General features: G+C 64.5%; 20 protein-coding genes. 12 read left to right on the top strand and 8 right to left on the bottom strand.

Annotated elements, in window-relative coordinates:
• Positions 1-121: 121 nt before the first annotated feature.
• From DIC66_RS11320 to kefC, 3 genes are all read right to left on the bottom strand, one after another.
• Complete coding sequence (locus DIC66_RS11320; RefSeq protein WP_117177175.1) at positions 122-1,060, bottom strand: Wzz/FepE/Etk N-terminal domain-containing protein; 939 nt, start codon at positions 1,058-1,060, stop codon at positions 122-124.
• Positions 1,061-1,114: 54 nt separating this feature from the next.
• Positions 1,115-3,286: a polysaccharide biosynthesis/export family protein gene (locus DIC66_RS11315; protein ID WP_117177173.1), complete on the bottom strand. Its 2,172-nt coding sequence runs from the start codon at positions 3,284-3,286 to the stop codon at positions 1,115-1,117.
• A 543-nt stretch (positions 3,287-3,829) separates the two neighbouring features.
• Complete coding sequence (gene kefC / locus DIC66_RS11310) at positions 3,830-5,647, bottom strand: glutathione-regulated potassium-efflux system protein KefC (RefSeq protein WP_117177171.1); 1,818 nt, start codon at positions 5,645-5,647, stop codon at positions 3,830-3,832.
• Between the two features lie 393 nt (positions 5,648-6,040).
• Between kefC and bchI the strand changes: the two genes are divergently transcribed.
• Genes bchI through bchO form a run of 3 tightly spaced genes read left to right on the top strand, consistent with a single transcriptional unit; the run spans position 6,041 to position 9,964 of the window.
• Positions 6,041-7,102, top strand: a complete 1,062-nt coding sequence (gene bchI / locus DIC66_RS11305; protein ID WP_117177169.1) for a magnesium chelatase ATPase subunit I — start codon at positions 6,041-6,043, stop codon at positions 7,100-7,102.
• A complete protein-coding gene (locus DIC66_RS11300; RefSeq protein ID WP_117177167.1) occupies positions 7,099-9,033 on the top strand; it encodes a VWA domain-containing protein in 1,935 nt (644 codons plus the stop codon). The genes bchI and DIC66_RS11300 overlap by 4 nt, the downstream gene beginning before the upstream one ends.
• A gap of 19 nt (positions 9,034-9,052) precedes the next feature.
• Complete coding sequence (bchO, locus tag DIC66_RS11295) at positions 9,053-9,964, top strand: alpha/beta fold hydrolase BchO (RefSeq protein ID WP_117177165.1); 912 nt, start codon at positions 9,053-9,055, stop codon at positions 9,962-9,964.
• On the opposite strand, the gene DIC66_RS11290 is transcribed toward bchO, so the two are convergent.
• Genes DIC66_RS11290 through DIC66_RS11270 form a run of 5 tightly spaced genes read right to left on the bottom strand, consistent with a single transcriptional unit; the run spans position 9,945 to position 14,925 of the window.
• Entirely contained in the window at positions 9,945-10,427 is a 483-nt protein-coding gene (locus DIC66_RS11290) for a TspO/MBR family protein (RefSeq protein ID WP_117177163.1), read from the bottom strand. The genes bchO and DIC66_RS11290 overlap by 20 nt on opposite strands.
• A gap of 9 nt (positions 10,428-10,436) precedes the next feature.
• Entirely contained in the window at positions 10,437-11,654 is a 1,218-nt protein-coding gene (locus DIC66_RS11285; protein ID WP_117177161.1) for a geranylgeranyl diphosphate reductase, read from the bottom strand.
• Between the two features lie 27 nt (positions 11,655-11,681).
• Positions 11,682-12,569: a chlorophyll synthase ChlG gene (chlG, locus tag DIC66_RS11280; RefSeq protein WP_117177159.1), complete on the bottom strand. Its 888-nt coding sequence runs from the start codon at positions 12,567-12,569 to the stop codon at positions 11,682-11,684.
• 55 nt (positions 12,570-12,624) lie between these two features.
• Positions 12,625-14,019, bottom strand: a complete 1,395-nt coding sequence (gene ppsR / locus DIC66_RS11275; RefSeq protein WP_117177158.1) for a transcriptional regulator PpsR — start codon at positions 14,017-14,019, stop codon at positions 12,625-12,627.
• Positions 14,020-14,022: 3 nt separating this feature from the next.
• Entirely contained in the window at positions 14,023-14,925 is a 903-nt protein-coding gene (locus tag DIC66_RS11270) for a cobalamin B12-binding domain-containing protein (protein WP_147321289.1), read from the bottom strand.
• Between the two features lie 174 nt (positions 14,926-15,099).
• Between DIC66_RS11270 and bchF the strand changes: the two genes are divergently transcribed.
• From bchF to puhB, 9 genes are read left to right on the top strand one after another with little or no spacing between them, the layout of a single operon-like run.
• Positions 15,100-15,606 (top strand): 2-vinyl bacteriochlorophyllide hydratase, encoded by a 507-nt coding sequence (bchF, locus tag DIC66_RS11265; protein WP_117177154.1) that lies wholly within the window; start codon positions 15,100-15,102, stop codon positions 15,604-15,606.
• Positions 15,607-15,618: 12 nt separating this feature from the next.
• Positions 15,619-16,902, top strand: a complete 1,284-nt coding sequence (locus tag DIC66_RS11260; protein WP_117177152.1) for a ferredoxin:protochlorophyllide reductase (ATP-dependent) subunit N — start codon at positions 15,619-15,621, stop codon at positions 16,900-16,902.
• A 12-nt stretch (positions 16,903-16,914) separates the two neighbouring features.
• Positions 16,915-18,498 carry a ferredoxin:protochlorophyllide reductase (ATP-dependent) subunit B gene (bchB, locus tag DIC66_RS11255; RefSeq protein ID WP_117177150.1) on the top strand — a complete coding sequence of 528 codons (1,584 nt, stop codon included), beginning with the start codon at positions 16,915-16,917 and terminating at the stop codon, positions 18,496-18,498.
• Positions 18,473-22,282: a magnesium chelatase subunit H gene (locus DIC66_RS11250; RefSeq protein WP_117177148.1), complete on the top strand. Its 3,810-nt coding sequence runs from the start codon at positions 18,473-18,475 to the stop codon at positions 22,280-22,282. The genes bchB and DIC66_RS11250 overlap by 26 nt, the downstream gene beginning before the upstream one ends.
• Positions 22,282-23,193 carry a ferredoxin:protochlorophyllide reductase (ATP-dependent) iron-sulfur ATP-binding protein gene (bchL, locus tag DIC66_RS11245; protein ID WP_199534716.1) on the top strand — a complete coding sequence of 304 codons (912 nt, stop codon included), beginning with the start codon at positions 22,282-22,284 and terminating at the stop codon, positions 23,191-23,193. Before DIC66_RS11250 ends, bchL begins: the two co-directional genes overlap by 1 nt.
• A 23-nt stretch (positions 23,194-23,216) precedes the next feature.
• The gene (bchM, locus tag DIC66_RS11240) at positions 23,217-23,942 is read left to right on the top strand and encodes a magnesium protoporphyrin IX methyltransferase (RefSeq protein ID WP_117177144.1); all 726 of its coding nucleotides are present in this window, start codon (positions 23,217-23,219) and stop codon (positions 23,940-23,942) included.
• Entirely contained in the window at positions 23,939-25,375 is a 1,437-nt protein-coding gene (locus tag DIC66_RS11235) for a PucC family protein (protein WP_117177142.1), read from the top strand. Before bchM ends, DIC66_RS11235 begins: the two co-directional genes overlap by 4 nt.
• Before the next feature lie 28 nt (positions 25,376-25,403).
• Positions 25,404-26,183: a photosynthetic reaction center subunit H gene (gene puhA, locus DIC66_RS11230; protein ID WP_117177140.1), complete on the top strand. Its 780-nt coding sequence runs from the start codon at positions 25,404-25,406 to the stop codon at positions 26,181-26,183.
• Positions 26,180-26,758 (top strand): photosynthetic complex putative assembly protein PuhB, encoded by a 579-nt coding sequence (gene puhB, locus DIC66_RS11225; protein WP_117177138.1) that lies wholly within the window; start codon positions 26,180-26,182, stop codon positions 26,756-26,758. Before puhA ends, puhB begins: the two co-directional genes overlap by 4 nt.

Genomic DNA, 26,758 nt, shown 5'->3' with positions numbered 1-26,758 from the left:
GAGGGTTCCCACGTCTATCACTCCTAATCACCCCTGCTCAAAAATGAAGCAAGGATTGTGGATAACGTGGCTCAGTTTTCGACTGGAATTCCTACTTTTTTGGCCCAACCTTCATTTGGAATCAACACACCGCCCCCTCGCGGCTCTCATCCACCCGCGCAATTTCGTACTGCTTGGCAAAGAGCTCCATCAGCGTCTCGTAGTATTTAAAGTCGCGGTATCGGCTGGTGTAGTCCGAGTCGCCCACCTGGGTTTGCTGGTTGCGGTCTGCCTGGGCCATTTGCCCACGCATGGCGGACAGCTCGGTTTGAGCCTGTCGGAAGTCTGGTGCGGTTTCGGCCAGGTAGTTGCGCATGCTGGCCAGCTTGATTTCCTGGGCGGTGATGCTGGCCTTGAGCTTTGCCAGGCCTTCAATGGCGGCTTGGGGGCTGGTCTTGAGGGCGCTGCTATTGAGCCCGCTGGCATTGAGGCTGTGCTCGGCTTCCACCAGCTTCTCGCGGGTTTGCTTTAGCTGGCCTTCAAAGAACACACGGCGTTGCTGCGCTTCGGTCAGGGCCAGTCGGCTAAGCAGGGTGCGCAGCTCTTGCACATAGGCGTTGGCCAGTTCCGCTGCAAAGGCGGGTTCATGGTCGCTAGCCTCAATGGCAATCAGTCCGTCTTTCCCGGAGGTGATGACGGTGTTGTTGGCCAGTTGCTTGCGCGCATCTTGCAGGTATTTTTGTTCGTAGCGTTGGAGCAGGCCAAAGCGCTCAACCAAAGAATCTTGCACGCTGCGGCTTTTAAGCAGGGCCACATATTGGTCGGTGGGGTTCTTCAGGCCAGCTGTAGCGTTGGCAATGCCACCCAGCGCGCCCAATGACTGCAACATGGAGGCCGCACTGCTTTGCTGCATTTGCGGCGGGAGGATTTGCGTGGTAGCGGTGAAGGTAGGCCGCACCAGAAAGCTGCCAATAAGAGCCAAGATCCCCACAGCCAAAGGCCCAAGGACCAGCAAGCGCAAATTGTCCGCCACGACTTGCAGCAGGTCCAACAGGCTGACTTCATCGGTGTCCGCATCCATAGCGGTTCCAGCTTCGTTTACAGAGGGATGGGTCATGCGGGTGCCGGGAGTGGGCTAGTTCCGCAAGGTCTTGATAGCTGCGGCACCCAGACCAAAGTTGGCCAATATTTGGGTCCAGTCCTTGACGGCGCGGGTGATGAAGTTGTATTTGCTCTCGCGGTCCAGTTGGGCGGGCACTACCACCGTGTCACCGGGCATGACGGCCAGTGACTCAAAGCCACCGCCAAACAGGCCGCTGCGGTCACGCCGCGCCACGATGCTGCCGTCTGCACGCAGCACAAAGGCCTGGTCTGGCTCAGCGTCTTCCGACAGACCGGCAGAGCGGAAGATGTCGCCTACGGTTTTGCCGCTCTTGTGGATAAACACGTTTTCGTTGTTGACCGAACCCACGGCGGCCACAAAGCTGGGTACAGCAGGAATGGTGACGTGGTCGCCATCTTCCAGCGGCAGGCTGGGCAGGTCCGCCAACGTGCGGGCGGTGGTGTCCAGCTCCAGGGCGATGCGGCCGTTGCTTTTGAGGGCCTTGAGGCGGTCTAGCTGGCTTTTTTGCTGGGCCTGTTGCTGTTGCTGCAATTGCTGTGCGCTGGCTGCGCGGTCAGCCCCCAGGTTGGCACCAAGTGTTGCGGCAGCTGACTGGTACTGCGCGTCCAGGCGACGGATCAACTGGTCCAGGCTGTCTTGCTGGCGCGCGCGCACGGACTCGCGGCTGAACTCCAAGCCATAGACATATGCTTGGGGCATAAGGCCGCCTATGCGGCGCACAAGTTGTGGCAGGGTTTCACCCGCCAGTGCTTCATAGATGCCGGGCGCGGCCACTTCGCCTTCAACGCGCACCAAGCGGCGCTGACGTTCGGTGGGCAGGCGTAGATCGCTTTGGCTGAGCACGGTAACCACGTCGCCAGCTTTCAGTTCCAAGTTGTTGGCCGCGTCCTTTTGCAAGATGGCCAGCCCCAAGTTGAAAGGGATGAGCTGGGAAGTCAGGCTTTTGTTGTCCAGCCGTTCAATAACGGCATATTCCCAGTTGATTTGTTCGCCCAGACCTTGAATGCGCCGGCTTATTTTTTCGCCCGCCTTGGGCTCGGGGGCCAAGGTTTGCACCAGCAGATTTTTGCTGCGGTAGTAGTCAGGGGTGATGAGGGCATCGCGTTCGGGGATGAGATCCAACACGCGCATGCCCGCAAACCATGGGTAGCGCAATGGCTCAGCCACTGCGCCTTGCAGGGTGACGGCATTGCCAATTTCATTGCTAATGGGCAACAAGGTGATGACGTCGCCATCGCGCAAGGGTTGAGCCAGGCCTGCGGCGTCCAGGCTGATACGTTGTGCTTGCCGGGGCGGCAGGGAGCCAGGGACGATTCGCTCGATCAATGCACTTTGCACTTTGGCCAGCACGGGCACGCCACCACCCAAGCCAAGGATGTCGCCCAAGCGGGTGGCACTTCCGCTGTTGCTGCCGCTGCCACGGGGGTCTTGTAGTTCGTATATGGCTGCTTGATCGAAGGCGCCACTGACAGCTACGCGTGGACCAGCGGGCGGGATGACGATGACATCGCCAGGCTGAAGGGCCACATCGCGTGACTTGTCACCTCTTGCGATGAAGTCATATAAGTCCAGGCTGCTTATTTTTTTTCCGCTGCGTAACAGCGATATGTTGCGCATGGAGCCGGTGGCAGATGGACCCCCGCTGGCGAACAAGGCTGAGATAAGTGTGCTGAAGCTGGACAGCTGGTGGGTACCGGGGTCTTTGGCTTGGCCCACTACGTACACCTGAATGCTGCGCTGTCGCCCCAAAATGGCCGATACCGTGAAGTTCGCATACACCTTTGACAGGTTGGCCCGCAAGAAATCTTCCAAGTCCCGCAAGGCCACACCTGCTAGCGCTATATTTCCGACCTTTGGTAGATTGATGGTGCCATTGCGGTCTATGGTGTGGGTGCCTGCATAGTCAATGAGGCCATTGACATGAATGCGAACCTCGTCACCGGTACCCAAAATGTAGTTGAGCGGGGCAGGCAAGCTACCGTCCGGGTTGTAGGCAGTGGCATTGTCAAAAAGTTCACTACCGTAGAGGGGTAAGTTCCGACCGGTTGACTCTTTTACAAATAGCTGAAACTGGTTCGGTGCTTGCACTGCGGGTGTAGGCCTCTTCCTCAGAGCAGCCGCTGGTGAGTCTGCAGTGGGAATTCTTTCTGTGACTGCCGACGAATAGTCTTCGATGGGCCACATGGATGAGGTCATATCTGACCGCTTCACATTGGAGGGATTGGCTTGAGGTGCCGCCGCCCTGTCGTCCGGCTGGTACAGCTGAACGGCTTGAGCACGAGCTAGCGTCGATATGGCGAGCATTACAAGTAGGAGGCTTGTAGCAAATATATTTCTACACTTGCATTCAAGTAAATATTTCATTGGTAGGAGTGGAATTGCAATGTAAACTAATTCATACAATTACACTGGCTTGATTCAAAGGTCCTCGGCAGCTTTGTCCCAGAGAAAACAATCTGGCGACTAAAGGGCCAAGCAAAAAATGGAATGAGCGAAGAGCTTGGTGTTTTGATAGACACCGTCAGCCAGTCGCTCGTCCAAGCGCACTGGCAATTTTTCCCACTTCAGTTTTTTGTCCCTTGCGAATTCGCAAGTTCGAACGGACCTTGCGAAGCGGCGGGATGGGTAGTCGAGTGCACCAAGCTGTGGTGCAAGTCCATGGTTGCGTTGCGCACCATGCCTTCCCCAGTGCAGGGGGAGGATTGAAGTGAATGCAGGCGAGGGCCTTTAGTTACCGCCGCTGCCCGCCCTGCGCTCCGCCCGCTCCTGCGCCATCTGCTCTTCAAGCTGCGCGCGTCCGGCCTTGATGCCGGCAATGAACTTGGACTGGTTGCGGTAATGCGGATGCATTTTTTCAAACAGGGCCAGGTTGTGCGTGCGAAAGCGCAAGGTGCTGGCTGCGGCCTCCTCGCCGCTGCGGCCCAGCAACTCCAGCACGCTGCGCGCACTCAGCAGGCTGGACTCGAACAGCTCGCGTTCCACCAGCAGCACGCCGCGGTCGCGCAGCTTGTTCCAATGGGTGACATCGCGCGCCCGGGCCACGATCTGCAGCTGCGGAAAATGCGCCCGCGCCAGGTCCACAATCTTCAGCGACTGCTCCACATCGTCCACCGCCAGCACCAATATATTGGCCTGTGCGGCGCCCGCGGTGCGGAGAAGGTCCAGCCGGGTGGCGTCGCCATAGAACACGCGGTAGCCAAAGCTGTGCGCCACCTCGATCATCTCGGCATCGTGGTCCAGCACGGTGGTGGCAATGCCCTCGGCCAGCAGCACGCGCGAGATGATCTGCCCATAGCGGCCAAAGCCCGCGATGATGATGGAGGCGTCCTGCTGCTCGGAAATCTCTTCCAGCTCCACCTGGCCTCGCCGGGCATAGCGCGGCAGAAGCCACTTGTCCACCGCCACCAGAATCAGTGGGCTGAGCACCATGGACACGGCCACCGTGCCAATCAGCAGCGAGGCGGTTGAAGGGCTGAACACCTGCGCACCGGCCGCTGCCTGGAACACCACAAAGGCAAACTCGCCGCCCTGCGCCAGCAGCAGGGTGAACACCGGGCGGTCCTGGAACGGCAGGCCCATTGCGCGCGCTACCGTGTAGATCACCACCGCCTTGACCAGCAAAAATCCCAGCAATACGGCAGCCACCAGCCCGGGCGACTGCAGCAGCACGCCGAAATCGATGCCCATGCCCACGGCAATAAAAAACAGGCCCAGCAACAGGCCCTTAAAGGGCTCGATATTGGTCTCCAGCTCGCGCCGGTATTCGCTCTCGGCCAGCAGCACCCCGGCCAGAAAAGCCCCCAGCGCCATGGACAGGCCCACCAGTTGCATCAGCCCAGCAATACCCACCACCAGCAGGAGGGAGGCTGCGGTAAAAATCTCCGGCGTTCTGGAGCGTGCAATCCAGCGAAACAGCGGGCGCATCAGGAGCCGACCGCCCAGCACAATGCCGCCAATCACGGCCACCACCTGCAGGCCCTTGAGCGCCTTGTCAGCCAGCTCCGTGGGCTCGCTGGCAGCGGCCACTACGCCCAGCAGCGGCAGCAGCGCCAGGATGGGAATGGCGGCCACGTCCTGAAACAGCAGGATGGAAAACGCGGCCTGCCCGCTTCCGCTCTTCATCAGGTTGCGCTCGTTCATCACCTGCAACGCAATCGCGGTGCTTGAAAGGGCAAGGCCCAGACTGCCCACCACGGCGATGCGCCAATTCACACCACAGGCCAAGGCCACCGCGGTCATCAGCAGGGTGCAGCCCAGCACCTGCGCGCTGCCCCAACCAAAGATGGGTCGGCGCATGCTCCACAGGCGCTTGGGCTCCAGCTCCAAACCCACCAGAAACAGCATCAGCACCACGCCAAACTCGGCAAAGTGCAGGATGTCGTCCACATTGGTCACCAGCCCCAGGCCCCAGGGGCCAATGGCAATGCCTGCGGCCAGGTAACCAATGATGGAGCCCAGGCCCAGCGCCTGGCTCAAGGGGACGGCCAGCACGGCGGCGCTGAGGTAGATAAAGCTGTTAACCAGCCAGGCGGGGGTATGTTCCATACCCGGAAGATAGCGCATGGGGCTGCTGCTTGGACATCGGCAAAGTTCGGCGCCTGTGACTTTGCTGCGGTGAGGATTTTTCACTCGCTGCGCGGAAAGGGGGTACGCCGGGCTCCTCATAGTGCGAGCACAAATCGTCGCCCGGCGTACCCCCTTCCCGCGCGACCCTTTGTCATCGCAACGCTTGGATGCACGTGCGCCGAGTGGCGAGCCGTGACGGGGTATGCGTATTTCTGGGATTTCCGGTATTTACGGACCAACGCAGAAAAGCCACAGGAAGCAGGAGGGGTAAGGGTGGCGGACTCCTGCGCACACACCACAAAGTGTCAATTTAACTTGACATATCGATGTGACTTCCAGAACATAGGGGACGTACCCACATCAAAGCAATCCATGGCACACACCTTCCCCTTTTCAGCCATCGTCGGACAGGAAGACATGATCCTGGCCATCCAGGTGGTGGCGGTGGACCCCAGCATTGGCGGCGTGCTGGTGCTGGGCGACCGGGGGACAGGCAAGTCCACCGCCGTTCGCGCCCTGGCCGACCTGTTGCCGCCCATCAAGGTAGTGTCCGGCTGCCCCTATGGCTGCGACCCGGCTAACAGCCATGCGCAGTGCGATGCCTGCCGCGCGCTGGGTAACGCAATGCCCGCAGCCGGGTCAAAAGGCGCGAAGCCTGCCAAAGCCATCCCATCCGAAACACGCCCCGTGCCCGTGGTGGACCTGCCACTGGGCGCCACAGAAGACCGCGTGGTCGGCGCGCTGGACCTGGAAAAAGCCCTGTCGCAGGGCATCAAGGAATTCGCTCCCGGCCTCTTGGCGCGGGCCAACCGCGGCTTTTTGTACATCGACGAGGTCAACCTGCTGGAAGACCACATCGTGGACCTGCTGATTGACGTGGCCGCCTCTGGCGAAAACCTGGTGGAGCGCGAGGGCTTGAGCGTGCGCCACCCGGCCCGCTTTGTGCTGGTGGGCAGCGGCAACCCGGAGGAAGGCGAACTGCGGCCCCAGTTGCTGGACCGCTTTGGCCTCTCGGTGGAAGTCAAAACCCCGCAAGACCTGGCCCTGCGCGTGCAGGTGGTGCGCAGGCGCGACGCCTTTGAGCGCGACCCTGCCGCCTTCCGCGCCGAGTGGGACAAAGCCAACCAAAAGCTGCGCCAGCGCATCGTGCGCGCGCAAAAAGCCATTGGCCAGATTGAAGTAGACGACGCCGTGCTGCTGCTCTGCGCTGCCCTCTGCCACAGCCTGGGCACCGACGGCCTGCGCGCCGAGCTGACCCTGCTGCGCGCCACCCGCGCCTACGCGGCGCTGATGGGCGACAAGACCGTCAACCACAGCCACCTGCGCGCTATGGCGCCCCTGGTGCTGCGCCACCGGCTGCGCCGCAATCCGCTGGACGACACGGGTTCGGGCGTGCGCGTGCAGCGCGCCGTGGACGAGGTGCTGGCCGCATGAACAACCCTGAGGCCGCGCGGATGGCGCAGGTCTGGCAGGACGCGCAGTTTGCCCTTCTGGCTCTGCAGCTGGACCCGCAGGGCCTGGGCGGCATCTGGCTGCGCGCGGGCCACGGCCCGGTGCGCGAGGCCTGGCTAAAAAGCCTGCAAGCCACGCAACCACGCCTGCTGAAAGTACCCACCCAGGTGGATGACGAACGCCTGCTGGGCGGCCTGGACCTGGCGCAGACCCTGCAGCGCGGGCGGCTGGTGCAGCAGCCGGGCCTCTTGGCACAGGCCAATGGCGGCGCCCTGCTGCTGCCCATGGCCGAGCGCCTGCCCACCCAGACCATCGCCCACATCGCCCAGGCCCATGACCGCGGCCTGATGCACAGCCAGGGCGGCCATGCGGCGCAGCCCGCACGCTTTGCCATCGTGGCCCTGGACGAGTCCGATGCCGACGAGGCCGGCCTGGCCGCGCGCCTGACCGACCGGCTGGGCCTGTGGCTGGATGTACGCGGCAACTGCCTGGCCGACACCCACAATCTGCTGGACCCGCTGAGTGCCCTGGAACTGTCCGAGGCCCGCACCCTGCTGCTGCACATCGTGCCCACCGAGCAGCAAGTGCTGGCCATGTGCCAGACCGCCGTGGCCCTGGGTGTAGACAGCCTGCGCGCTCCCCTCATGGCCCTGCGCCTGGCAGCCGTGCGCGCCGCACTGGAAGGCCGCGCCGCGCTGGAAGAGGACGATCTGGGCACCGGTGCCCGCATGGTGTTGGGCCCGCGCGCCACGCGCATGCCAGCAATCGCGCCACCGCCTCAAGCCGCCGACGCAAACGATGCAGCGCCGGCAACACCACCGGATGCTGAGAAGCCCCAAGCTCCGGAGACCGACACCTCTGCGCCGCCGCCTGAATCGCAGTGCGCGCCAGAGAACGGGACAGAACAGGCGGCACAACCAGAGCCACCATTACCGCAAGACCCACAGGACAGCGACCAGCAATCTCCTGACACATCCCAGCACCCCGACCCGCAAGCACCCGACCCGGACCTGCTGCTGGCCGCCGCCATGGCCAGCCTGCCGCCGCATTTGCTGGACCGTTTGCTGCTGGGCCAGGGCACCAGCAAAACCGCGCAAGGCCTGGGGCACAGCGGCATGGCCACGCGCAGCAAGCTGCGCGGCAGACCGCTCTCGCCCCGCCCGGGCCAGCCCGGTTGCGGCGCGCGCCTGCACCTGCTGGCCACGCTGCGCGCGGCTGCACCCAAGCAGCGCCTGCGCCACAGGCCGCAAGGTACTGGAGCAGGAGCGGCAGCAGGCACAGGCGCTCGCCGTGTCAGCCTGCGCGCCGAAGACTTCCATGTGCAGCGCTTTGCGCAGCACAGCCCCTCCTGCCTGATCTTTGCGCTGGATGCCTCCGGCTCAGCCGCCATGCAGCGCCTGGCCGAGGCCAAGGGCGCGGTGGAGCTGCTACTGCAGGACTCCTATGCCCGGCGCGACAGCGTCTGCGTGATTGCCTTTCGCGCGGCCAGCGCGCAAGTGCTGCTGGCGCCCACGCGCTCGCTGGTGCGTGCCAAGCGTGCCCTGGCGGGACTGCCCGGGGGTGGCGGCACGCCGCTGGCCAGCGGCATGCAGGCGGCCATGGTGCAGGCGCGCGCGCTGCAGCGTGCGGGCTCCACGCCCATGCTGGTGATGCTCAGCGACGGGCGAGCCAATGTGTCGGCTGCCGGTGTGGGCGGGCGCGTGCAGGCGCAGGCCGATGCACTGGCCTGGGCCGGGCAATGGCGCAGCAGCGGCTTTGCCGCGCTGTGGATAGACACCGCGGCCCAGCCCGAGCCGCAGGCCCAGTCCCTGGCGCGCCAGATGGGCGCGCACTACTTTCCCATGCCCTACGTGCAGGCCCAGCGCATGGCCTCCGTGGTGCAGGACCTGGCCGCCCAGGTGCGCAAGCCCTGAGGCACACAACCAAGCCGCCATGTGGAACCCGCTGCACCCGCCCATGGACTGGGACTCCAACAAAGCCACCTGGCCCAACGCCCACCTGAGCCACTTTGTGCAATTGCCCGGCCAGACCTGGCATGTGCAAATGGCAGGGTCCGGCCCGGTGCTGCTCTTGCTGCATGGCACAGGTGCTTCCACCCACTCGTGGCGCGACCTGCTAGGCCCCCTGTCGGCCGCGCACACCGTGGTCTGCCCGGACCTCACCGGCCACGCCTTCACCAGTCCGCACAAAACCCAAAGCCCCTCGCTGCCCAACATCACCCGCAACCTGAATGCCTTGCTGGCGCATCTGCAGCTCTGGCCGCAGGCCGTGATTGGCCACTCGGCAGGAGCGGCCATTGGCGCGCAGTTGCTGCTGGACCAGCAACAAGGTCAAAGAACAAGCGAGCGCCCTACCCCGGCCCTGATCGGCCTGAACCCGGCCTGGCTGCCGCTGCATGGCGTGTCGAGTTGGCTGTTCCCATCTGCCGCGCGGCTGCTGGCCATGAACCCGTTATCGGCGCGCTTGTTTTCCAGTGTGGGCGGCCAACCCGCCGTGGTGCGCGCCCTTCTGCAGAGCACCGGTTCCAAACTGGATGCCAAGGGCTTGGAGCTTTACCAGCGCCTGCTGCAATCGCCCGGCCATGTGCATGGCGTGCTGCAGATGATGCGGGCCTGGCAACTGGACGCGTTGGAGCGCGCCCTGCCCCAACTCAAGGGGCCGGTGCTGATGCTTATGGGCACCAATGACCGCACGCTGGGGCCACAACTGGCCGAGCGCGCCCAGGCTCTCATGCCGCAGGCGCAGGTGATGCGCTTCGCCGGCCTGGGCCATCTGACGCATGAAGAGGCGCCCACGCGCACGACGGCGCAAATTCTGGATTGGCTCAGCCAAACGGCCCGTTAAGCACAATGGTTTGCCAGTTCAAGAGCCCTGCCGCACTGACCCACAGGAGGTAAGGCACGTTCAGCCAGGAGGCCAAGCGGGAGTAGGCGCGCAAGCCCAGCACCAGCGACAGCACCGACAGCCACAGCAGGGCCCATTCCCACATTGCCCAGTCGGGCCGGTGCAGCTTGAAGTACAGCAGGCTCCACAGCATGTTGAGCGCGCCGTTCAGCAGGAACAGCACCAGCAGGCGCCGCTTGCGCACCGGGCCCGGCGCATGGCTCCAGGCGATGGCCGCGCTGAAGGCGCACAGCGTGAAGATGGTGCTCCAGATGATGCCAAAGGCATAGTCCGGCGGCTTCCAGGCGGGCTGCTTGAGGGAGAAATACCAGGGGCCTAGTTCGGTGAGTGCGCCGCCCACACCGGCTATAGCCAGGCTGGCAGCAAGGGCGACGGCGAAGGCACGCCAGAAAGCAGGCTTCAAGAAAAATCCTCAGGTATGGACCACGCCAAACAAATGGGCCACGTCCTTGAAAAAGATGCGCACATGCGCCATCGGGTCTTTGCGCACCAGCTGCTTGTTCATGTACGACTCAAACGTCAGGCGCTGCACATCCGGATCCTCGCACATCTTCACAAAGCGCTCGCGTCGCTTGTCATTCTGGTACCAGAAGTACTGCATCAGGCCCAGCACCCAGAACACCCGGCCGTGCTGGCGCAAAAAGTTTTTGCGTGCCTGCTTGAGGCAGGCGGTCTGCCCGGTGGACAGGGTCTGGTGCACGGCCTGCGCCACCATGCGCGCGCAGTCCATGGCGTAGTAAATGCCTTCGCCCGATGACGGCGCCACCACCCCGGCGGCGTCGCCCGTGGCCACCACATCGCGGCCGTTGTCCCAGCGCGGCAGGGGCTTGAGCGGTATGGGCGCGCCCTCACGGCGCAGGGTCTCCAGGCCCGACAGGCCTGCGGCCTGGCGCAGGCGGATCACCGAATGGCGCAGCGAAAAGCCCTTGTCGGCGCTGCCCGTGCCCACGCTCAGGGTGTCGCCGTGCGGAAACACCCAGCCATAAAAGTCCGGTGAAATCGGGCCCTGGTAATACACATCGCAACGGGCAGGGTCGTAGCCAGGCACCGCGTCCGGCGCCGTGTCCTTGGACGCAGCCGGTGCGCGGATGATCTCGTGGTACGCGAACACATACTTGGTCTTCTCGGCACCTTCTATGGTCTGGCGCGCCACTTCGGAGCGCGCACCATCGGCGGCAATCACCATGAGCGCGCGGATGCTGTCGGCAGCGCCCAAACCGTCGTTGTGCACGTGCTTGAAGTGCACACGGGCCGTGCCGTCCTCATCGCGTGTGATCTTCTCGAAGCTGGCGCGGCGGCGCTGCACGCCGTGGCTGGCGGCACGCACGCGCAGCCACTCATCGAAGCTGTCGCGCTGGACCATGCCGACAAAGCCATTGTCAATGTGCATGTCCACCCGTTTGTTGCGCGGCGAGACCATGCGGGCGCAGCGGATCTTGGCCACCAGCAAATGGTCGGGGATGTCAAAGTCCTTGATCAGGCGCGGCGGTATGGCACCGCCGCAGGGCTTGGTGCGGCCCTGGCGGTCCAGCAGCAACACACTCCAGCCCTGGCGCGCCAGATCGTCCGCCGCCGTGGCGCCCGAAGGGCCGCCGCCTACCACCACCACGTCAAATTCCTGGGTATCCATGGTTTGCTCCCGTTGTGAAGGTCGGCTTCAAGCAAGCACCTGCGGGGTGAAATGCAAGGCCCAGGCACTGACCATCATGCCGGACACATAAAGAGGCACGCCAAAGGCGCTGAGCATCAAGGCTTTTTCTACGGGCTGGCGCACAAAGCGCTGCATCAGCGGCAACTGCGCCAGGGCCAGGGCCAGCACGGCGGCGCCATGCCAGGGCAAGCCCCACTGCAGCAGCAGGACCACCACCACGGCTTGGGGAAGCAGCATGCAGGCACAAGCCGTCTTTGCAGCGTTGACCACGCCCAGTTGTACGGGGAGCGAACGCACGCCCATTTGCGCATCGCCTTGTACCGACTTGAAATCATTGAGCGTCATGATGCCGTGGGCCCCGGCGCTGAACAGCAAGGCCAGCACCAGCGAGCGCTGTTCGGGCAGGGCACCGCCCAGCATCACCGCGCCGCCGGTAATCCAGGCCAGCCCCTCGTAGCTCAGGGCGCAGGCGGCATTGCCCCACCAGCCATTTTGCTTCAGGCGCAGGGGCGGCGCGCTGTAGGCCCAGGCCAGCAGCAGCCCCAGTGCGCAGGCCCAGAAGCCCCAGGTGCCCAGACCCCAGGCCCAGACCAGGGACAGCACAGTCCACAGCACGGCAATGTACAAACCCCAGCGCCCCGGCATACGGCCCGAGGGGATGGGGCGCTGCGGCTCGTTGATGGCATCCACATGGCGGTCAAACCAGTCGTTGGTGGCCTGGCTGCTGGCGCACACCAGGGGGCCGGTGAGCACCAGGCCCAGAATGATCAGGAAAGCGTTGGCGCCCAGGCTCTGGCTGGAAGCCACCACGCCACAGGCAAAGGCCCACATGGGTGGAAACCAGGTGATGGGTTTGAGCAGCTCGGCAACGGTGGAGAGGGAGGGACGCGCCATGCCACCATTCTGGCGATGCGCGCGGTTATGTCAACTGGAATTTACACTTAGAGTGTCAATTCAAGCTTGCAGGGTCTATCTCGCTGACCATGCCAAAGCGGCGCAGCTTCACATACAGGCTCTGGCGCGAAAGGCCCAGCATTTCTGCGGCCGAGGCGCGGTTGTTGCCGGTGAGCTCCAGGGCCGACTGGATGCACATCTTCTCGATCATGTCGATGGTCTCGCCCACGATGTCCTTCATGGGCATGCGCCCCACCAAGTGGGACAACTCGGCCACCGAACCCGCCATGCCGGTGGCGGCCGGTGTTTCCTGGGCGCGCCTGCGCACTACATCGCGCACATAAAAGGCGTAGCTGGTCTCGTCACCGGCCAGCGCCAGCGCCGAAATCTCCACCGCCATGGGGCTGCCCGCCATCTGGCGCAGCTCGGTGGCAAATTCCTTGACCATGGCCTGCGAGCGCAGATTGGTCAGCAGCACGCCCCAGTCCACACCGCCGCGCAGCAGCCAGTTCTCCAGCGGCTGGCCATACAACTGCGACAGGGCCGTAGCCCCCAGCATGGACAGAAATTCGGCATTGGCCGACTGGATGCGCCCGGAGCGGTCGGTCAGCACAAAGCCGTCGGGCGACTGCTCCAGCGCCTCGGCAAACAGGTTTTGCGGGTGGGCACCGCTGCGTCCCGCAGGCAGGGCATCCAGGGCCAGCAGGCGCACCAGAAACTGGGGCCCACTCTCCTGGCGAAACACCGAGGCCGACACCGTGCAGTCCAGGCCCGCCCCCACAAAGCGGGCGCGGCACATTTCCACCCGGCCGGTGGCGTGCGCCATGCGCAGGAGGGACTGCATGTCCTCGCGGGCGCCGGGCTCAAAGCATTCGTAAATGTCGCGGCCCACCAGCTTCTTGCTGGAGTCCTTGGCGAACATCTGGGCATTGGCATTGGCGTCCAGCACCCGGTAACTGGAGGCATCCACCACCATCACCGCCTCGGCCGAGGTTTCAAACAGGGTGCGGAACTTGGCCTCCACATGGCGCAGGCGCAGGTAGTCGCGCTCAATGGATTGCTGGGTCTCAATCAGGCGGCGCTGCAAGAGGGACACCGCCTCCATGTCGCGCCCCAGCGCCAGCACGCGGCCATCAGCCCCCAGGCTGACCACGGCGTACTGCACCGGCACATCCGTACCCTGGGGCGAGGGGTGGTTGACCTGGCGCCAGCGCACGTCCTCGCCAGGCTTGGGCGGCTTGATCATGGCCTCGACCTTGGCGCGGCTCTCGGAGGTGGTGGTGTCCGCCCAGGACTGGCCTATCCAGGCCTGGCAGCCCAAGGCCAGCAGCTCGGTCTTGCGCACCGACACGTCCTCCACCACGCCGTCCTGGTTCAGCACCAGAGCGATATCAGAGGACACGTTGACCAGCTGGGCCAGGGTGTCTGCGCTCAAATTTCCAAGCTTCATGGGTTAGGGCCAGCGGTTTGGCAGCGAAATGGGCTTAGAGGACGCAGCCTGCCGATCCGAAGTGGTCAACACAGGGCTACGGTCTGTGGTGTCAATTGTACTGTTGCAAGGGCTGTACTCTGCCTTGCAGCGCGGGTCTTCTTTGACATAGCGCAAGGCCAGGCGCTGGGATTCGCGTGCGTCACCGCCAATGAAATCGGCCCCCAGGCTGAGCAACAGCCCCCGGTTCAGGATGGCCATGGGCCCGCCCACCATGATTTTGAGCGCCGGGTTGGCCGAGGCCGTGCGCAGGCCCTGTATCAGGTAGCCCAGCGCGTCCAGGCAGCGGTTGGTGCTGACCGACAGGCCCGCCACGTCAAACCAGTCGCTCTGCACGCTGCGCAGGGCGCTGGCATGGCTTTGCAGGGGCAGGCCGCTCACCCGCCAGCCACTCTTGCGGAAGAACTCGCCCAGCATGAACACGCCCATGCTGTGCTGCGAGCCGGGGTTGCAGAACAGCAGCGCATTCAGGCCGTTATGGGCCTCGCGCGCCTGTGCCAGAAAGGTGGGGCTGAGGTCGTACAGCGCCTGCTGCAGCCGGGTGGAGGCCACGCTCACGGCCACAAAGTCCAGCCTGTCGGCCAGCCACCATTGGCCCAGCAGTTGCGCTGCGGGCACCACGCCCTGCAGGTAAATCTCCTCCCAGTCCAGCCCGGCCAGGGCCCAGGACTGCAGCAGAGCTACGGGTTGGCCATCGCTCTGCCAGCAGGCCTCGGCCAGGGTCTGCACCTGCAGCGCCTGCACCTGCAAAAACGGCAGGGCCGGGGCGCCCAGCGGCAGCAAGGGACAGGTCGGGCCGTCAGCCGACCGCTGCTCGCCCCCCAGAACCGGGCAGAAAAAAGCGTGGGCGGACAGGGTTGGGTTCACGGATATGGCCTCCTCTGGGGAATCCCGCAGAAAGTTTTACCCCTTTTGGCCAATTAGCCGCTATGGAAAACCCTAGGTTTGTAACGAAATAAATACGTCAATTTTAGTTGACACTTTGCAGGCCAGCACCTACATTGAATTCACCCGCCAAGACCCTCCAACCCCACACCGCACATGTCCACCACCGCCCACCACCCGCTGTACACGCCTGAGCAAAAGCGCAAGCGCGACGCCTCGGTCTGGACCCTGGTGCAAGGCCTGCTGGCCCCGCTGCAGTTTCTGGTGTTCCTGGTCAGCCTGACCCTGGTGCTGCGCTGCCTGGCCACTGGCGCTGGCGAATCGGCCGCCCTCACCTCGGTGGTGGTCAAGACGCTGGTGCTCTACACCATCATGGTCACCGGCTGCATCTGGGAAAAAGTGGTGTTTGGCCAGTACCTGTTTGCCCCGGCCTTCTTTTGGGAAGACGTGTTCAGCATGCTGGTGCTGGCGCTGCACACCGCCTACCTCTACGCTTGGTGGACCGGTGCCCTGAGCCCAGTGCAGCAGCTCTGGCTGGCAGTAGCCGCCTATGCCAGCTACTGCATCAATGCCACCCAGTTCATCCTCAAGCTGCGTGCTGCGCGGCTTCAGGCTGCCGCCTCATCCGGGCAAGCGTCCGGCCCCGCAGTAGCCCTCCAGTAGGCACTCCCCACCATGCAACCCGTCATCCCCATCAACAAGTCCACCCAGGGTTGCAGCAATTCCCCGGTACTGAGCGAAAAAGGCCAGCGCGAGGTGTTCTGTGGCCTGACCGGCATCATCTGGCTGCACCGCAAGATTCAGGACGCCTTCTTCCTGGTGGTGGGTTCGCGCACCTGCGCGCACCTGGTGCAAAGCGCGGCCGGCGTGATGATTTTTGCCGAGCCCCGTTTCGGCACGGCCATCATCGACGAGCGCGATCTGGCCGGCCTCTCGGATGCCAACGACGAGCTCGACCGCGTGGTCTCCGAGCTGCTGGCACGCCGCCCCGACATCAAGCTGCTGTTTCTGGTGGGCTCCTGCCCGTCCGAGGTGATCAAGCTGGACCTCTCGCGTGCGGCCGAGCGGCTGTCGCGCACCTATGTGCAGCGCGCCCGTGTGCTCAACTACTCCGGCAGCGGCATAGAGACCACCTTCACCCAGGGCGAGGACGCCTGCCTGGCTTCCCTCTTGCCCACCCTGCCCCAGCGCCAGTCACCCAACCGCCAGTTGCTCATCGTCGGCACCCTGGCCGATGTGGTGGAAGACCAGCTGGGCGCCCTGCTGCACAAGATGGGCATTGACGACTTCGATTTCTTCCCGCCCCGGCGCAGCAGCAAGCTGCCCGCCGTGGGCGCCAACAGCGTCTACCTGCTGGCCCAACCGTTCTTGAGCGACACCGCCCGTGGCCTGGATGCCCTGGGCCTGCAGCGCCTGGATGCCCCCTTCCCCCTGGGCGAGGAAGGCACCACCGCCTGGCTGCAGGCCGCAGCCACGGCCTTCGGTGTGGACGCAGCGCGCTTTGCCGAAGTGACTGCCGCACCACGCCAGCGCGCCCAGGCAACACTGGCCCGCCACCGCGCCAAGCTGGCCGGCAAAAAAGTGTTTTTCTTCCCCGATTCGCAGCTGGAAATTCCGCTGGCCCGCTTTCTGCACCGCGAACTGGACATGGACCTGGTGGAGGTGGGCACGCCCTATCTACACCGCCAGCTGATGGCGGCCGAACTGGCACTGCTGCCCGAGGGCACGCGTTTGTCGGAAGGCCAGTCGCTGGAGCTGCAACTCGACCGCTGCCACGCCGACCAGCCCGATCTGGTGGTCTGCGGCCTGGGGCTGGCCAACCCGCTGGAGGCGCAAGGGTTCACCACCAAGTGGTCCATCGAGCTGGTGTTCACGCCCATACAGGGCTACGAGCAGGCCGGTGACCTGGCCGCGCTGTTCAGCCGCCCGCTGCTGCGCAAGCAAAAAATCGCCGCCTGAGGACCTGCCCCCATGCAACTCACCCTCTGGACATACGAAGGCCCGCCCCACGTAGGCGCCATGCGCATCGCCACCGCCATGACGGATGTGCACTACGTGCTGCATGCCCCTCAGGGCGATACCTACGCCGACCTGCTGTTCACCATGATCGAGCGCCTGCCGCGCCGCCCGCCGGTGACCTACACCACCTTTCAGGCGCGCGACCTGGGCGGCGACACCGCCCAGCTGTTCAAGGACGCTGTGGCCGCTTCTTATGAACGCTTCCAGCCCGCCGCCATGCTGGTGGGCTCTTCGTGCACGGCCGAGCTGATCCAGGACGATCCGGGTGGTCTGGCTGCCGCCCTGCAGCTGCCCATTCCCGTAGTTCCGCTGGAGCTGCCCGCCTACCAGCGCAAGGAAAACTGGGGCGCGTCCGAAACTTTTTACCAACTGGCCCGCCGTCTGGTGGTGCCCAAAGCTGCAGCAGCGGACGACAGCCCGCGCAAGCCACGCTGCAACATCCTGGGCCCCACGGCACTGGGCTTTCGCCACCGCGACGATGTGCGTGAAATCACCCGCCTGCTGAATGACATGGGTGTTGAGGTGGCCGTAGTGGCCCCACTGAACGCCAGCGTGCAGGACGTGCGCCAACTGGCCCAGGCAGACTTCAACGTGGTGCTGTACCCCGAGATTGCCAGCACCACCGCGCAGTGGCTGCAGCGCCAGTTCCAGATGCCGTTTACCAAGACCGTGCCCATGGGCGTGGGCGCCACGCGCGCCTTTGTGGCCGAGGTGGCAGCGCTGGCCGGTGTGGAAGTACCCGCACAGCTGGAAGAACACCTGCACGCCGAGTGGTACGCCCGCTCGGTGGATTCGACTTACCTCACCGGCAAACGCGTCTACCTGTTTGGCGATGCCACCCACGTGGTGGCCGCTGCCCGCATTGCCCATGACGAAATGGGTTTTGAAGTAGTGGGCCTGGGCACCTACAGCCGCGAATTCGCCCGCGAACTGCGCGAGGCCGGCAAGCTGTATGGCGTGGAGCCGCTCATCACCGACGACTACCTGCAGGTGGAAGAACAGATACGCGCCCTGCAGCCCGAGCTGATACTGGGCACGCAGATGGAGCGCCACATCGCCAAGCGACTGGGCCTGCCCTGCGCGGTGATTTCGGCCCCCGTGCATGTGCAGGACTTCCCGGCCCGGTATGCGCCGCAAATGGGTTTTGAAGGTGCCAACGTGCTGTTTGACACCTGGGTGCATCCGCTGATGATGGGTCTGGAGGAACACCTGCTGGGCATGTTCCGCGAAGACTTTGAATTCCATGAAGGCGCTGCGCCCTCGCACCTGGGCTCTACCCGCCCCGCTGCCAGCCTGCAGATTGCCGCTGAAGAGGCAGCACCCGCTGCAACGCTTGCAACAACGGCCGAGGCGTCAACCCCCGCAGCCGTTACCTCCACCCAATGGAGCAGCGAAGCCGAAAAAGAACTCGGAAAAATTCCCTTCTTTGTGCGCGGCAAAGCGCGGCGCAACACGGAGCGTTTTGCCCTGGAACAGGGTGTGGCCACCATCACCGTGGAGACGCTTTACGATGCCAAAGCCCACTTCAGCCGCTAAGCCGGCCGGCATCACCATGCGCGTAGTGCTCATCACCATGGACACGCACCTGGCCAGCGCAGCGCAGCGTTCCTCCAGTGCCCTGCAGCAGCAACTCCCCGGCTTGCTGTTCAGCACCCACAGCGCCTCCGAGTACCGCGCCAACACACAGGCGCTGTCGCGCTGCGTGGCCGACATTGCCCGCGCCGACATCGTCATCGTCAGCATGCTGTTCATGGAAGACCACTTCCTGCCGGTGATGGAAGCCCTCAAGGCACGCCGTGAGCTGTGCGATGCCATGGTCTGCATCATGTCGGCCCCGCAGGTGATGCAGCTCACCCGCATGGGCAAGTTCACCATGGGCGGACAGAGTGGCGGCCTGATGGGCCTGCTCAAAAAGCTGCGCCCCAGCGCCAAGACTTCGGGTGAGGGCACAGCCCCTGCGGCCTCAGCCGGTGCCAAGCAAATGGCCATGCTGCGCCGCCTGCCCAAGCTCTTGCGCTTCATCCCCGGCACCGCGCAGGACGTGCGCATCTTCTTTTTGGTCATGCGCTACTGGCTGGCCGGCTCCGAGCACAACATCACAAACATGGTGCAGCTGGTGGTGGGCCGCTATGCCGCCGGCTCACGCGAGGCGTTGAAGAAACTCAGCCAGGCGCAAGACCCGGTGGAGTACCCCGAGGTGGGCCTGTACCACCCGCGGGTCAACGGCCGCATCACCGAGCAACTGGCCGACCTGCCCAAAGCCAAAGCGCAACAAGCCACCGTGGGCCTGCTGCTGATGCGCTCCTATTTGCTGGCCGGCAATGCCACGCATTACGACACCGTCATCCAGACGCTGGAAGCCCGCGGCCTGCGCGTCATTCCCGCCTTTGCCAGCGGCCTGGATGCGCGCCCCGCCATTGCCCAGTACTTCATGCAGGACGGCCGCAGCACCATTGATGCCCTGGTGTCGCTCACCGGCTTTTCGCTGGTGGGTGGCCCGGCCTACAACGACGCGCAGGCCGCCGAAGTGGTGCTCAGCCAGCTGGACGTGCCCTACATCGCCGCGCATCCGGTGGAGTTCCAGTCGATTGCCGAATGGGCCAGCTCCGAGCGCGGCCTGCTGCCGGTGGAGAGCACCATCATGGTGGCTATCCCCGAGCTGGATGGCTCCACCGTGCCCATGGTCTATGGCGGGCGCCCCGGTGCGCCCGGCACCAGCTGCAGCGGCTGCGCCCGTGCCTGCGCCTTCACCGAAGCGCACCAGTCGCAAGAAATGTTTGCCTGCAGCGAGCGCATCGACATGCTGTCTGACCGCGTGGAGCGCCTGGTGCGCCTGCGCAACAAGCCGCGCCTGGAGCGCAAGGTGGCGCTGGTGCTGTTCAACTTTCCGCCCAACGCGGGCAACATCGGCACCGCGGCTTACCTGGGCGTGTTTGAGTCGGCCTTCAACACCCTCAAGACGCTGGCAAACGAGGGCTACCGAGTGGAGTTGCCAGAGAGCGCCGACGACCTGCGCTTGGCGCTCCTGGACGGCAACCGCGAGCAATATGGCGCCGAGGCCAATGTGCACCACCTCATCCCGGTGGCCCAGCACGTACAGCAGGAAACCTATCTGCACGAGATCGAGGCGCAGTGGGGCCCGGCACCCGGCAAGCATTTGACCAATGGCAGCGGCCTGTTCATTCAAGGCGTGCAGTTCGGCCAGGTGCTGGTGTGCATACAGCCCGGCTTTGGCTACGAGGGCGACCCCATGCGCCTGCTGTTCGAATCCGGCTTTGCCCCCACCCACGCCTTCAGCGCCTTTTACCGCTACCTGCGCTCCGAGTTTGATGCCGATGCCGTGCTGCACTTTGGCACCCACGGTGCACTCGAATTCATGCCCGGCAAACAAACGGGTTTGTCGGCCCGCTGCTGGCCGGACCGCCTGATTGGCGCGATGCCCAATATTTATCTGTACGCCTCCAACAACCCGTCCGAGGGTGCCCTGGCCAAGCGCCGTGGCAGCGCCACGCTGGTGAGCTATTTGCCACCCACGCTGGCCGAGTCCGGCCTGTACAAGGGCCTGGTGGAACTCAAGCAGACGTTGGAGCGTTGGCGCGGTCTGGACGCGGTGGCCAGCGAGGAGCGCAACGAGCTGGCTGTGATGATCCACGAGCAGGCCCTGGCATTGGACCTCAAGGCCCCCGCCGCCATTGCTGCAGAAGCCGCCCTGGCCGAGCCCTGGATTGACGCCCTGCAAGCCCAGCTGCTGGAGCTGGAATACGCCCTCATCCCCGACGGTCTGCATGTGCTGGGCCAGCTGCCCACCCGCGCACAACGCCTGACCACCCTGCACGCCATGGCCCAGGCCATGGGCCTGGACAAGTGCTGCCATTTGCAGCCCCTGCTGGAGCAGCTGGTGGACGGCGCGAGCGTTGACGCCCTGGCCCGCCTGGCACCCGGCCTGTCGGCCACCCAGCGCGAGGCCCTGCACCAGCTGGTGCGCTCCAACGCCTTGCTGCAAGAAGACCATGAGATGATGGGCCTGCTGCGCGCACTGGACGCCCGCTACACCCTGCCCGCCCCCGGCGGCGACCTGCTGCGCAACCCCGAGGTGCTGCCCACCGGCCGCAACCTGCATGGCCTGGATCCCTTCAAACTGCCCACCACCTTTGCCGTGCGCGACGGCCAGCGCCAGGCCGAAAAACTCATAGCCCGCTTTGCAGCCGACGGCGGCACCTACCCCGAGTCGGTGGCCATGGTGCTGTGGGGGACGGACAACCTCAAGACCGAGGGCAGCCCCATGGCGCAGGCCTTGGCCCTGATGGGCGTGCTGCCGCGCTTTGATTCCTACGGCCGCCTGGCCGGTGCCACGCTCATTCCCCTGGCCGAGCTGGGCCGCCCACGCATCGATGTGGTGATCACCCTCTCCGGCATCTTCCGCGACCTGCTGCCCATGCAGATCAAGCTGCTGGCCGAGGCCAGCTTCATGGCCGCCAGCGCGGACGAGCCTGGTGAGCAGAACTTCATCCGCAAGCACGCCCTGGCCTATATGGCCGAGCATGGTGGCGATATCGAAGCCGCCTCGCTGCGGGTGTTCGGCAACAACGAAGGCGCTTACGGCTCGAACGTGAACATGCTGGTGGAGAGCTCGGCCTGGGACAACGAGGACGAGCTGGGCAACACTTTTACTGCGCGCAAGGGCTTTGCCTACGGCCGCGAAGGCCGCCCGGTGCGCAACAACACCCTGCTCAAAAGCGCGCTGGCCAATGTGTCACTCACCTACCAGAACGTGGACTCGGTGGAGCTGGGCGTCACCAGCATTGACACCTACTTTGACACCCTGGGCGGCATCAGCCGCGCCGTGCTGCAGGCCAAGCACGACCGCGATGGCGATGCCGCTTGCGCCCCGCCCGTGTACGTGGGCGACCAGACGCAAGGCGACGGCGTGGTGCGCACGCTCACCGAGCAGGTGGCCCTGGAAACCCGCACCCGCATGCTCAACCCCAAGTGGCACGAAAGCATGCTGCAGCACGGCTACGAGGGCGTGCGCCAGATCGAGGCGCATTTGACCAACACCATGGGATGGTCTGCCACCACCGGCCAGGTCCAGCCCTGGGTCTACCAGCAGCTGGCCCAGACCTTCATGCTCGACCCGGCCATGCGTGAGCGCCTGGCCACGCTCAACCCCACATCGTCGGCCAAGCTGGTGAACCGTTTGCTGGAGGCCTCGCGCCGCCAGTACTGGGCACCAGACGCCGACACCATGAAAGCCCTGCAAGCCGCAGGCGAAGAGTTGGAAGACCGCCTGGAAGGCATATTTGAAGGAGTCCCCGCATGATGGAAACCGCCACCGTTCCCGTGTCCCACATTGGACGCGGCAACCGCCCACCAGATGGCGAGGGCAGCCTGCAGGTGCAACTCGACCCCGCTATCAAGATCGGCACCGCCAAGGTGTTTGCCGTCTATGGCAAGGGGGGCATTGGCAAGAGCACCACGTCTTCCAATTTGTCGGTGGCCTTCAGCAAGATGGGCAAGCGCGTGCTGCAGATTGGCTGCGACCCCAAGCACGACTCCACCTTCACCCTGACCAAGAAGCTCATGCCCACCGTCATCGATGCGCTGGAAGCGGTGAACTTCCACGCCGAGGAATTGCGCGTGGAAGACTTTTGCTACACCGGCTACAACGGTGTGATGTGCGTGGAAGCCGGTGGCCCGCCCGCCGGCACGGGCTGTGGCGGCTATGTGGTCGGCCAGACCGTGAAGCTCTTGAAGGAACACCACCTGCTCGAAGACACCGACGTGGTGATTTTTGATGTGCTGGGCGATGTGGTGTGCGGTGGCTTTGCAGCCCCCCTGCAGCATGCCGACCGCGCACTCATCGTCACCGCCAATGACTTCGATTCCATCTTCGCCATGAACCGCATCGTGCAGGCCATTGGTGCCAAGAGCAAGAACTACAACGTGCGCCTGGGCGGCGTCATCGTCAACCGCAGTGATGCCACCGACCAGGTGGACAAGTTCAACGCGGTGTGCGGTTTGAAGACCATGGCGCACTTCCCCATGCTCGATGAAATCCGCAAGAGCCGCCTGATGAAGGCCACCCTGTTTGAGCTGGAAGCCACGCCGGCCGTGAAGGCGGTGCAGGACGAGTACATGCGCCTGGCTGCAGCCCTGTGGATTGGGGGCGAGCCACTGCCCGCCATCCCCATGAAGGACCGCGACATTTTTGACCTGCTGGGTTTTGACTGAGTTTGCAAGAGGAACCTGAGTCCATGAACACCGCCACCTCCACCGATACCTTGGCCCACGCCAGCTACACCCAGCGCCGTGGCCAGATCGAGCATTACTTCGACCGCACCGCCGTGGCCGCCTGGGAGCGCCTGACCTCCGACGCACCCGTGGGCCGCGTGCGCGCCACGGTGCGCGCCGGGCGTGACAGCATGCGCAGCACCCTCCTGTCCTGGTTGCCGCAGGACCTGAGCGGCACGCGCATTCTGGATGCCGGTTGCGGCACCGGCGCCTATGCCGTGGAAGCCGCACGGCGCGGCGCCGAGGTGGTGGCCATAGACCTCTCGCCCACGCTGGTGGAGCTGGCCCGCAGCCGCCTGCCGGCCGATGTGGCCGCGCGCATTGACCTGCGCAGTGGCGACATGCTGGATGCGGCCCTGGGCCATTTTGACCATGTGGTGGCCATGGACTCCATCATCCATTACTCGCCCGAAGACGCGGTGGCTGCGCTGGCCCAGCTGGCCGCGCGCACCCGCAAGACCATCCACTTCACCTTTGCGCCGCGCACACCACTGCTCTCGCTGATGATTTCGGTGGGCCGCCTGTTCCCGCGCGGCAACCGCGCGCCCTGGCTGGAGCCGATGGCGGCTGACAAAATTGCCTCGCTCATGGGCGAGCACGCTGCCTTGCAAGGCTGGGGCATAGGGCGCACGCAGCGCATCGCCAGCGGCTTCTACCAGTCGCAAGCCCTGGAGTGGAGCCGCGCATGATGTTTGCCCAGCGCTTCCGGCACATGGCCCAGCAGATTCCGGCAGGGTGGCTTCCGTTCGCGGACGTCGCCAGCACCGGTCTGCCGCTGCCTCGCCTGCTGCGCTTGTCGCTGTTCAAAGTGACCATGGGCATCACCACGGCGCTGCTGATCGGCACGCTGAACCGGGTGATGATTGTGGAGCTGCATGTGGCCGCCTCGCTGGTGTCGCTGATGCTGGCGCTGCCCATGCTGGTAGCGCCCTTCCGCGCGGTCACTGGCTACCAGTCGGACACGCACCGCTCAGCCTTTGGCTGGAAGCGCGTGCCCTTTATGTGGGGCGGCACGCTGATCCAGTTTTTTGGTCTGGCCTTCATGCCCTTCGCCTTGCTCAACCTCTCGGGCGAGGCGCAAAACCCCCTGCCCACCTGGCTGGTGGAAGCCGTGGTGGCCCTGTCGTTTTTGATGGTGGGCGCTGGTCTGCAAACCTCGCAGACCGCAGGTCTGGCCCTTGCAACCGACCAGGCCAGCGAAGAGACACGCCCGCGCGTGGTGGCCCTGATGTACGTGATGCTGCTGGCCGGTGCCGTGGGCGGCAGCCTGATTTTTAGTGTGCTGCTGGCCGACTTTCGCCCACAGCGGCTGATCCAGGTGGTGCAAGGCACCGCCCTGCTGGTGCTGCTGCTCAATGCCTATGCACTGTGGAAACAGGAGGGCCGCAACCGTGAACGGGCTGCGGCCATGAAGCTGCAGAAGCAGGAGCCCTTTGCGGCTGTGTGGTCGCGCTTTATCGGCAAGCCGCAGGCGCGCCGCTTTCTGTGGACCACGTTCCTGGGCACCATGGCCTTCAACATGCAGGACATCGTGCTGGAGCCCTATGGCGGCGAGATCCTGCACCTGAGCGTGGGCGCCACCAGCGCACTCACCGCCATGCTGGCCGGCGGCGGGCTGATAGGTTTTGTGCTGGCCGGGCGCCAACTCGCACGCGGCATGGACCCGCTGCGCCTGGCCGCCCTGGGTGTGGTGCTGGGCCTGCCCGCCTTTTCTGCCGTGATTTTTTCGGCCCCGCTGGAAGCCGGTTGGTTGTTCCGCCTGGGCGCCCTGGGCATTGGCCTGGGTGGCGGCCTGTTTGCGGTGGGCACCTTGTTTGCCGCCATGCGCCTGGAGGGCAGCGCCTTTATCGGCCTGGCGCTGGGCGCCTGGGGTGCGGTGCAGTCCACGGGTGCCGGCCTGGCCATGTTTTTGGGTGGCGCGCTGCGCGATGGCGTGGCGCAGCTGCAGGCTGCGGGTGCCTTGGGCGCAGAGTTTGCCGACCCGGCCATTGCCTACAGCGTGGTCTACCACCTGGAAATGCTGTTGCTGTTCATCACCCTGGTCGCCATTGGGCCACTGGTAAGCCGCCGCAGTGCTTCCGGCCTGCAGCGCACGCTGGGCACGGCCCGCGCCAATACATAGAACCTGAATTTTTCGAAGGAGACAATCCATGGAAACTGGAGCCATCACGCAGTACATCGATGTTGCACAAATCGTGCTGTACATGTTCTGGGCGTTTTTTGCCGGTCTGATCTATTACCTGGTGCGCGAGAACCACCGCGAGGGCTACCCCATGGACAACGGCCGCCTGGATCCCAACACCGGCCCCAAGGTCACCGGTTGGCCCGTGCCCGAACCCAAGACCTACAAGCTGGCCAATGGCCATGAGGTGCAGGCCCCCGATTTCAATCGCCCGGATGGAAGCTACCAAGCTGAGCCCAGCCACGCCTGGATTGGCGCGCCACTGGAGCCGGTGGGCGACCCGCTGCTTGCCGGTGTGGGGCCCGGTGCCTGGGCCGCACGTGCCGATGTGCCGGACGTGACGGCTGACGGCCGCTTAAAAATCGTGCCCCTGCGCTCGGACACCTCGCACGGTGTCGCCAAACAGGATGTGGACCCGCGTGGCCTGCCGGTGTTTGGCAAGGATGGCGAGGTGGCAGGGCATGTGAAAGAGATGTGGGTGGACCGCTCGGAGATGCTGTTCCGCTTCATGGAGATGCAGTTACAAGGTACAGAGTCCGGGGCCCACACCGTGCTGGTACCCATGCCGTTTTGCCGCATCAAGAAGAGTGGCGTCACCGTGGGTGCCCTGCTGGCTTCGCAGTTTGCCAAGGTGCCCACCCTGCGCAACCCGGACCAGGTCACGCTCCTGGAAGAAGAAAAGATTTCTGCCTATTTTGGTGCAGGCCTGTTGTACGCCACCGCCGACATCCAGGAGCCCCTGTTTTGAAAGCCCACCACGAACACGAATTCGAGGCCGCCCCCGGCCTGCCCGAAGCGCTGCCTGCGGGCGAGCACATCCTGTGGCAGGGTGCGCCCTCGGCCCAGTCACTGGCGCTGCATGTGTTCCATGTGCGCGCGCTGTGCGGCTACTTTGCCGCCATGCTGCTGGTGCAAGGCCTGTACCTGGCCGGTGAGCCCGACGGCCTGTCCTTCAAGCCGCTGCTGTGGAGCCTGCTTGCCGCTTTGCTGGCACTGGGTCTGCTGGGCGCAGTGGCCTGGTTTGCCGCACGCAACACGCTCTATACACTCACCAACCGCCGGGTGGTGATGCGCATCGGCATTGTGCTCACCCTCACGCTCAACCTGCCCTTCAAGGCCCTGTCTGCCGCTGCGGTGCGCACCTACAAGGATGGCACGGGCGACATCGTGGTGGACCTGGCCGGCGACGACCGCATTGGCTGGGCCCACCTGTGGCCGCATGCGCGCCCCTGGGCCCTGCGCAAACCACAACCCAGCCTGCGCTGCCTGCCTGATGTGCAGCAGGTGGCTGGCCTGCTGAAGAACGCCTGGACGGCTGCCTGA

The sequence above is a fragment of the Rhodoferax lacus genome (genome assembly GCF_003415675.1).
GTDB classification, from domain to species: domain Bacteria; phylum Pseudomonadota; class Gammaproteobacteria; order Burkholderiales; family Burkholderiaceae_C; genus Allorhodoferax; species Allorhodoferax lacus.
Note: the sequence above shows the minus strand (reverse complement) of the source record. Positions and strands in the feature narration are given on the sequence as shown.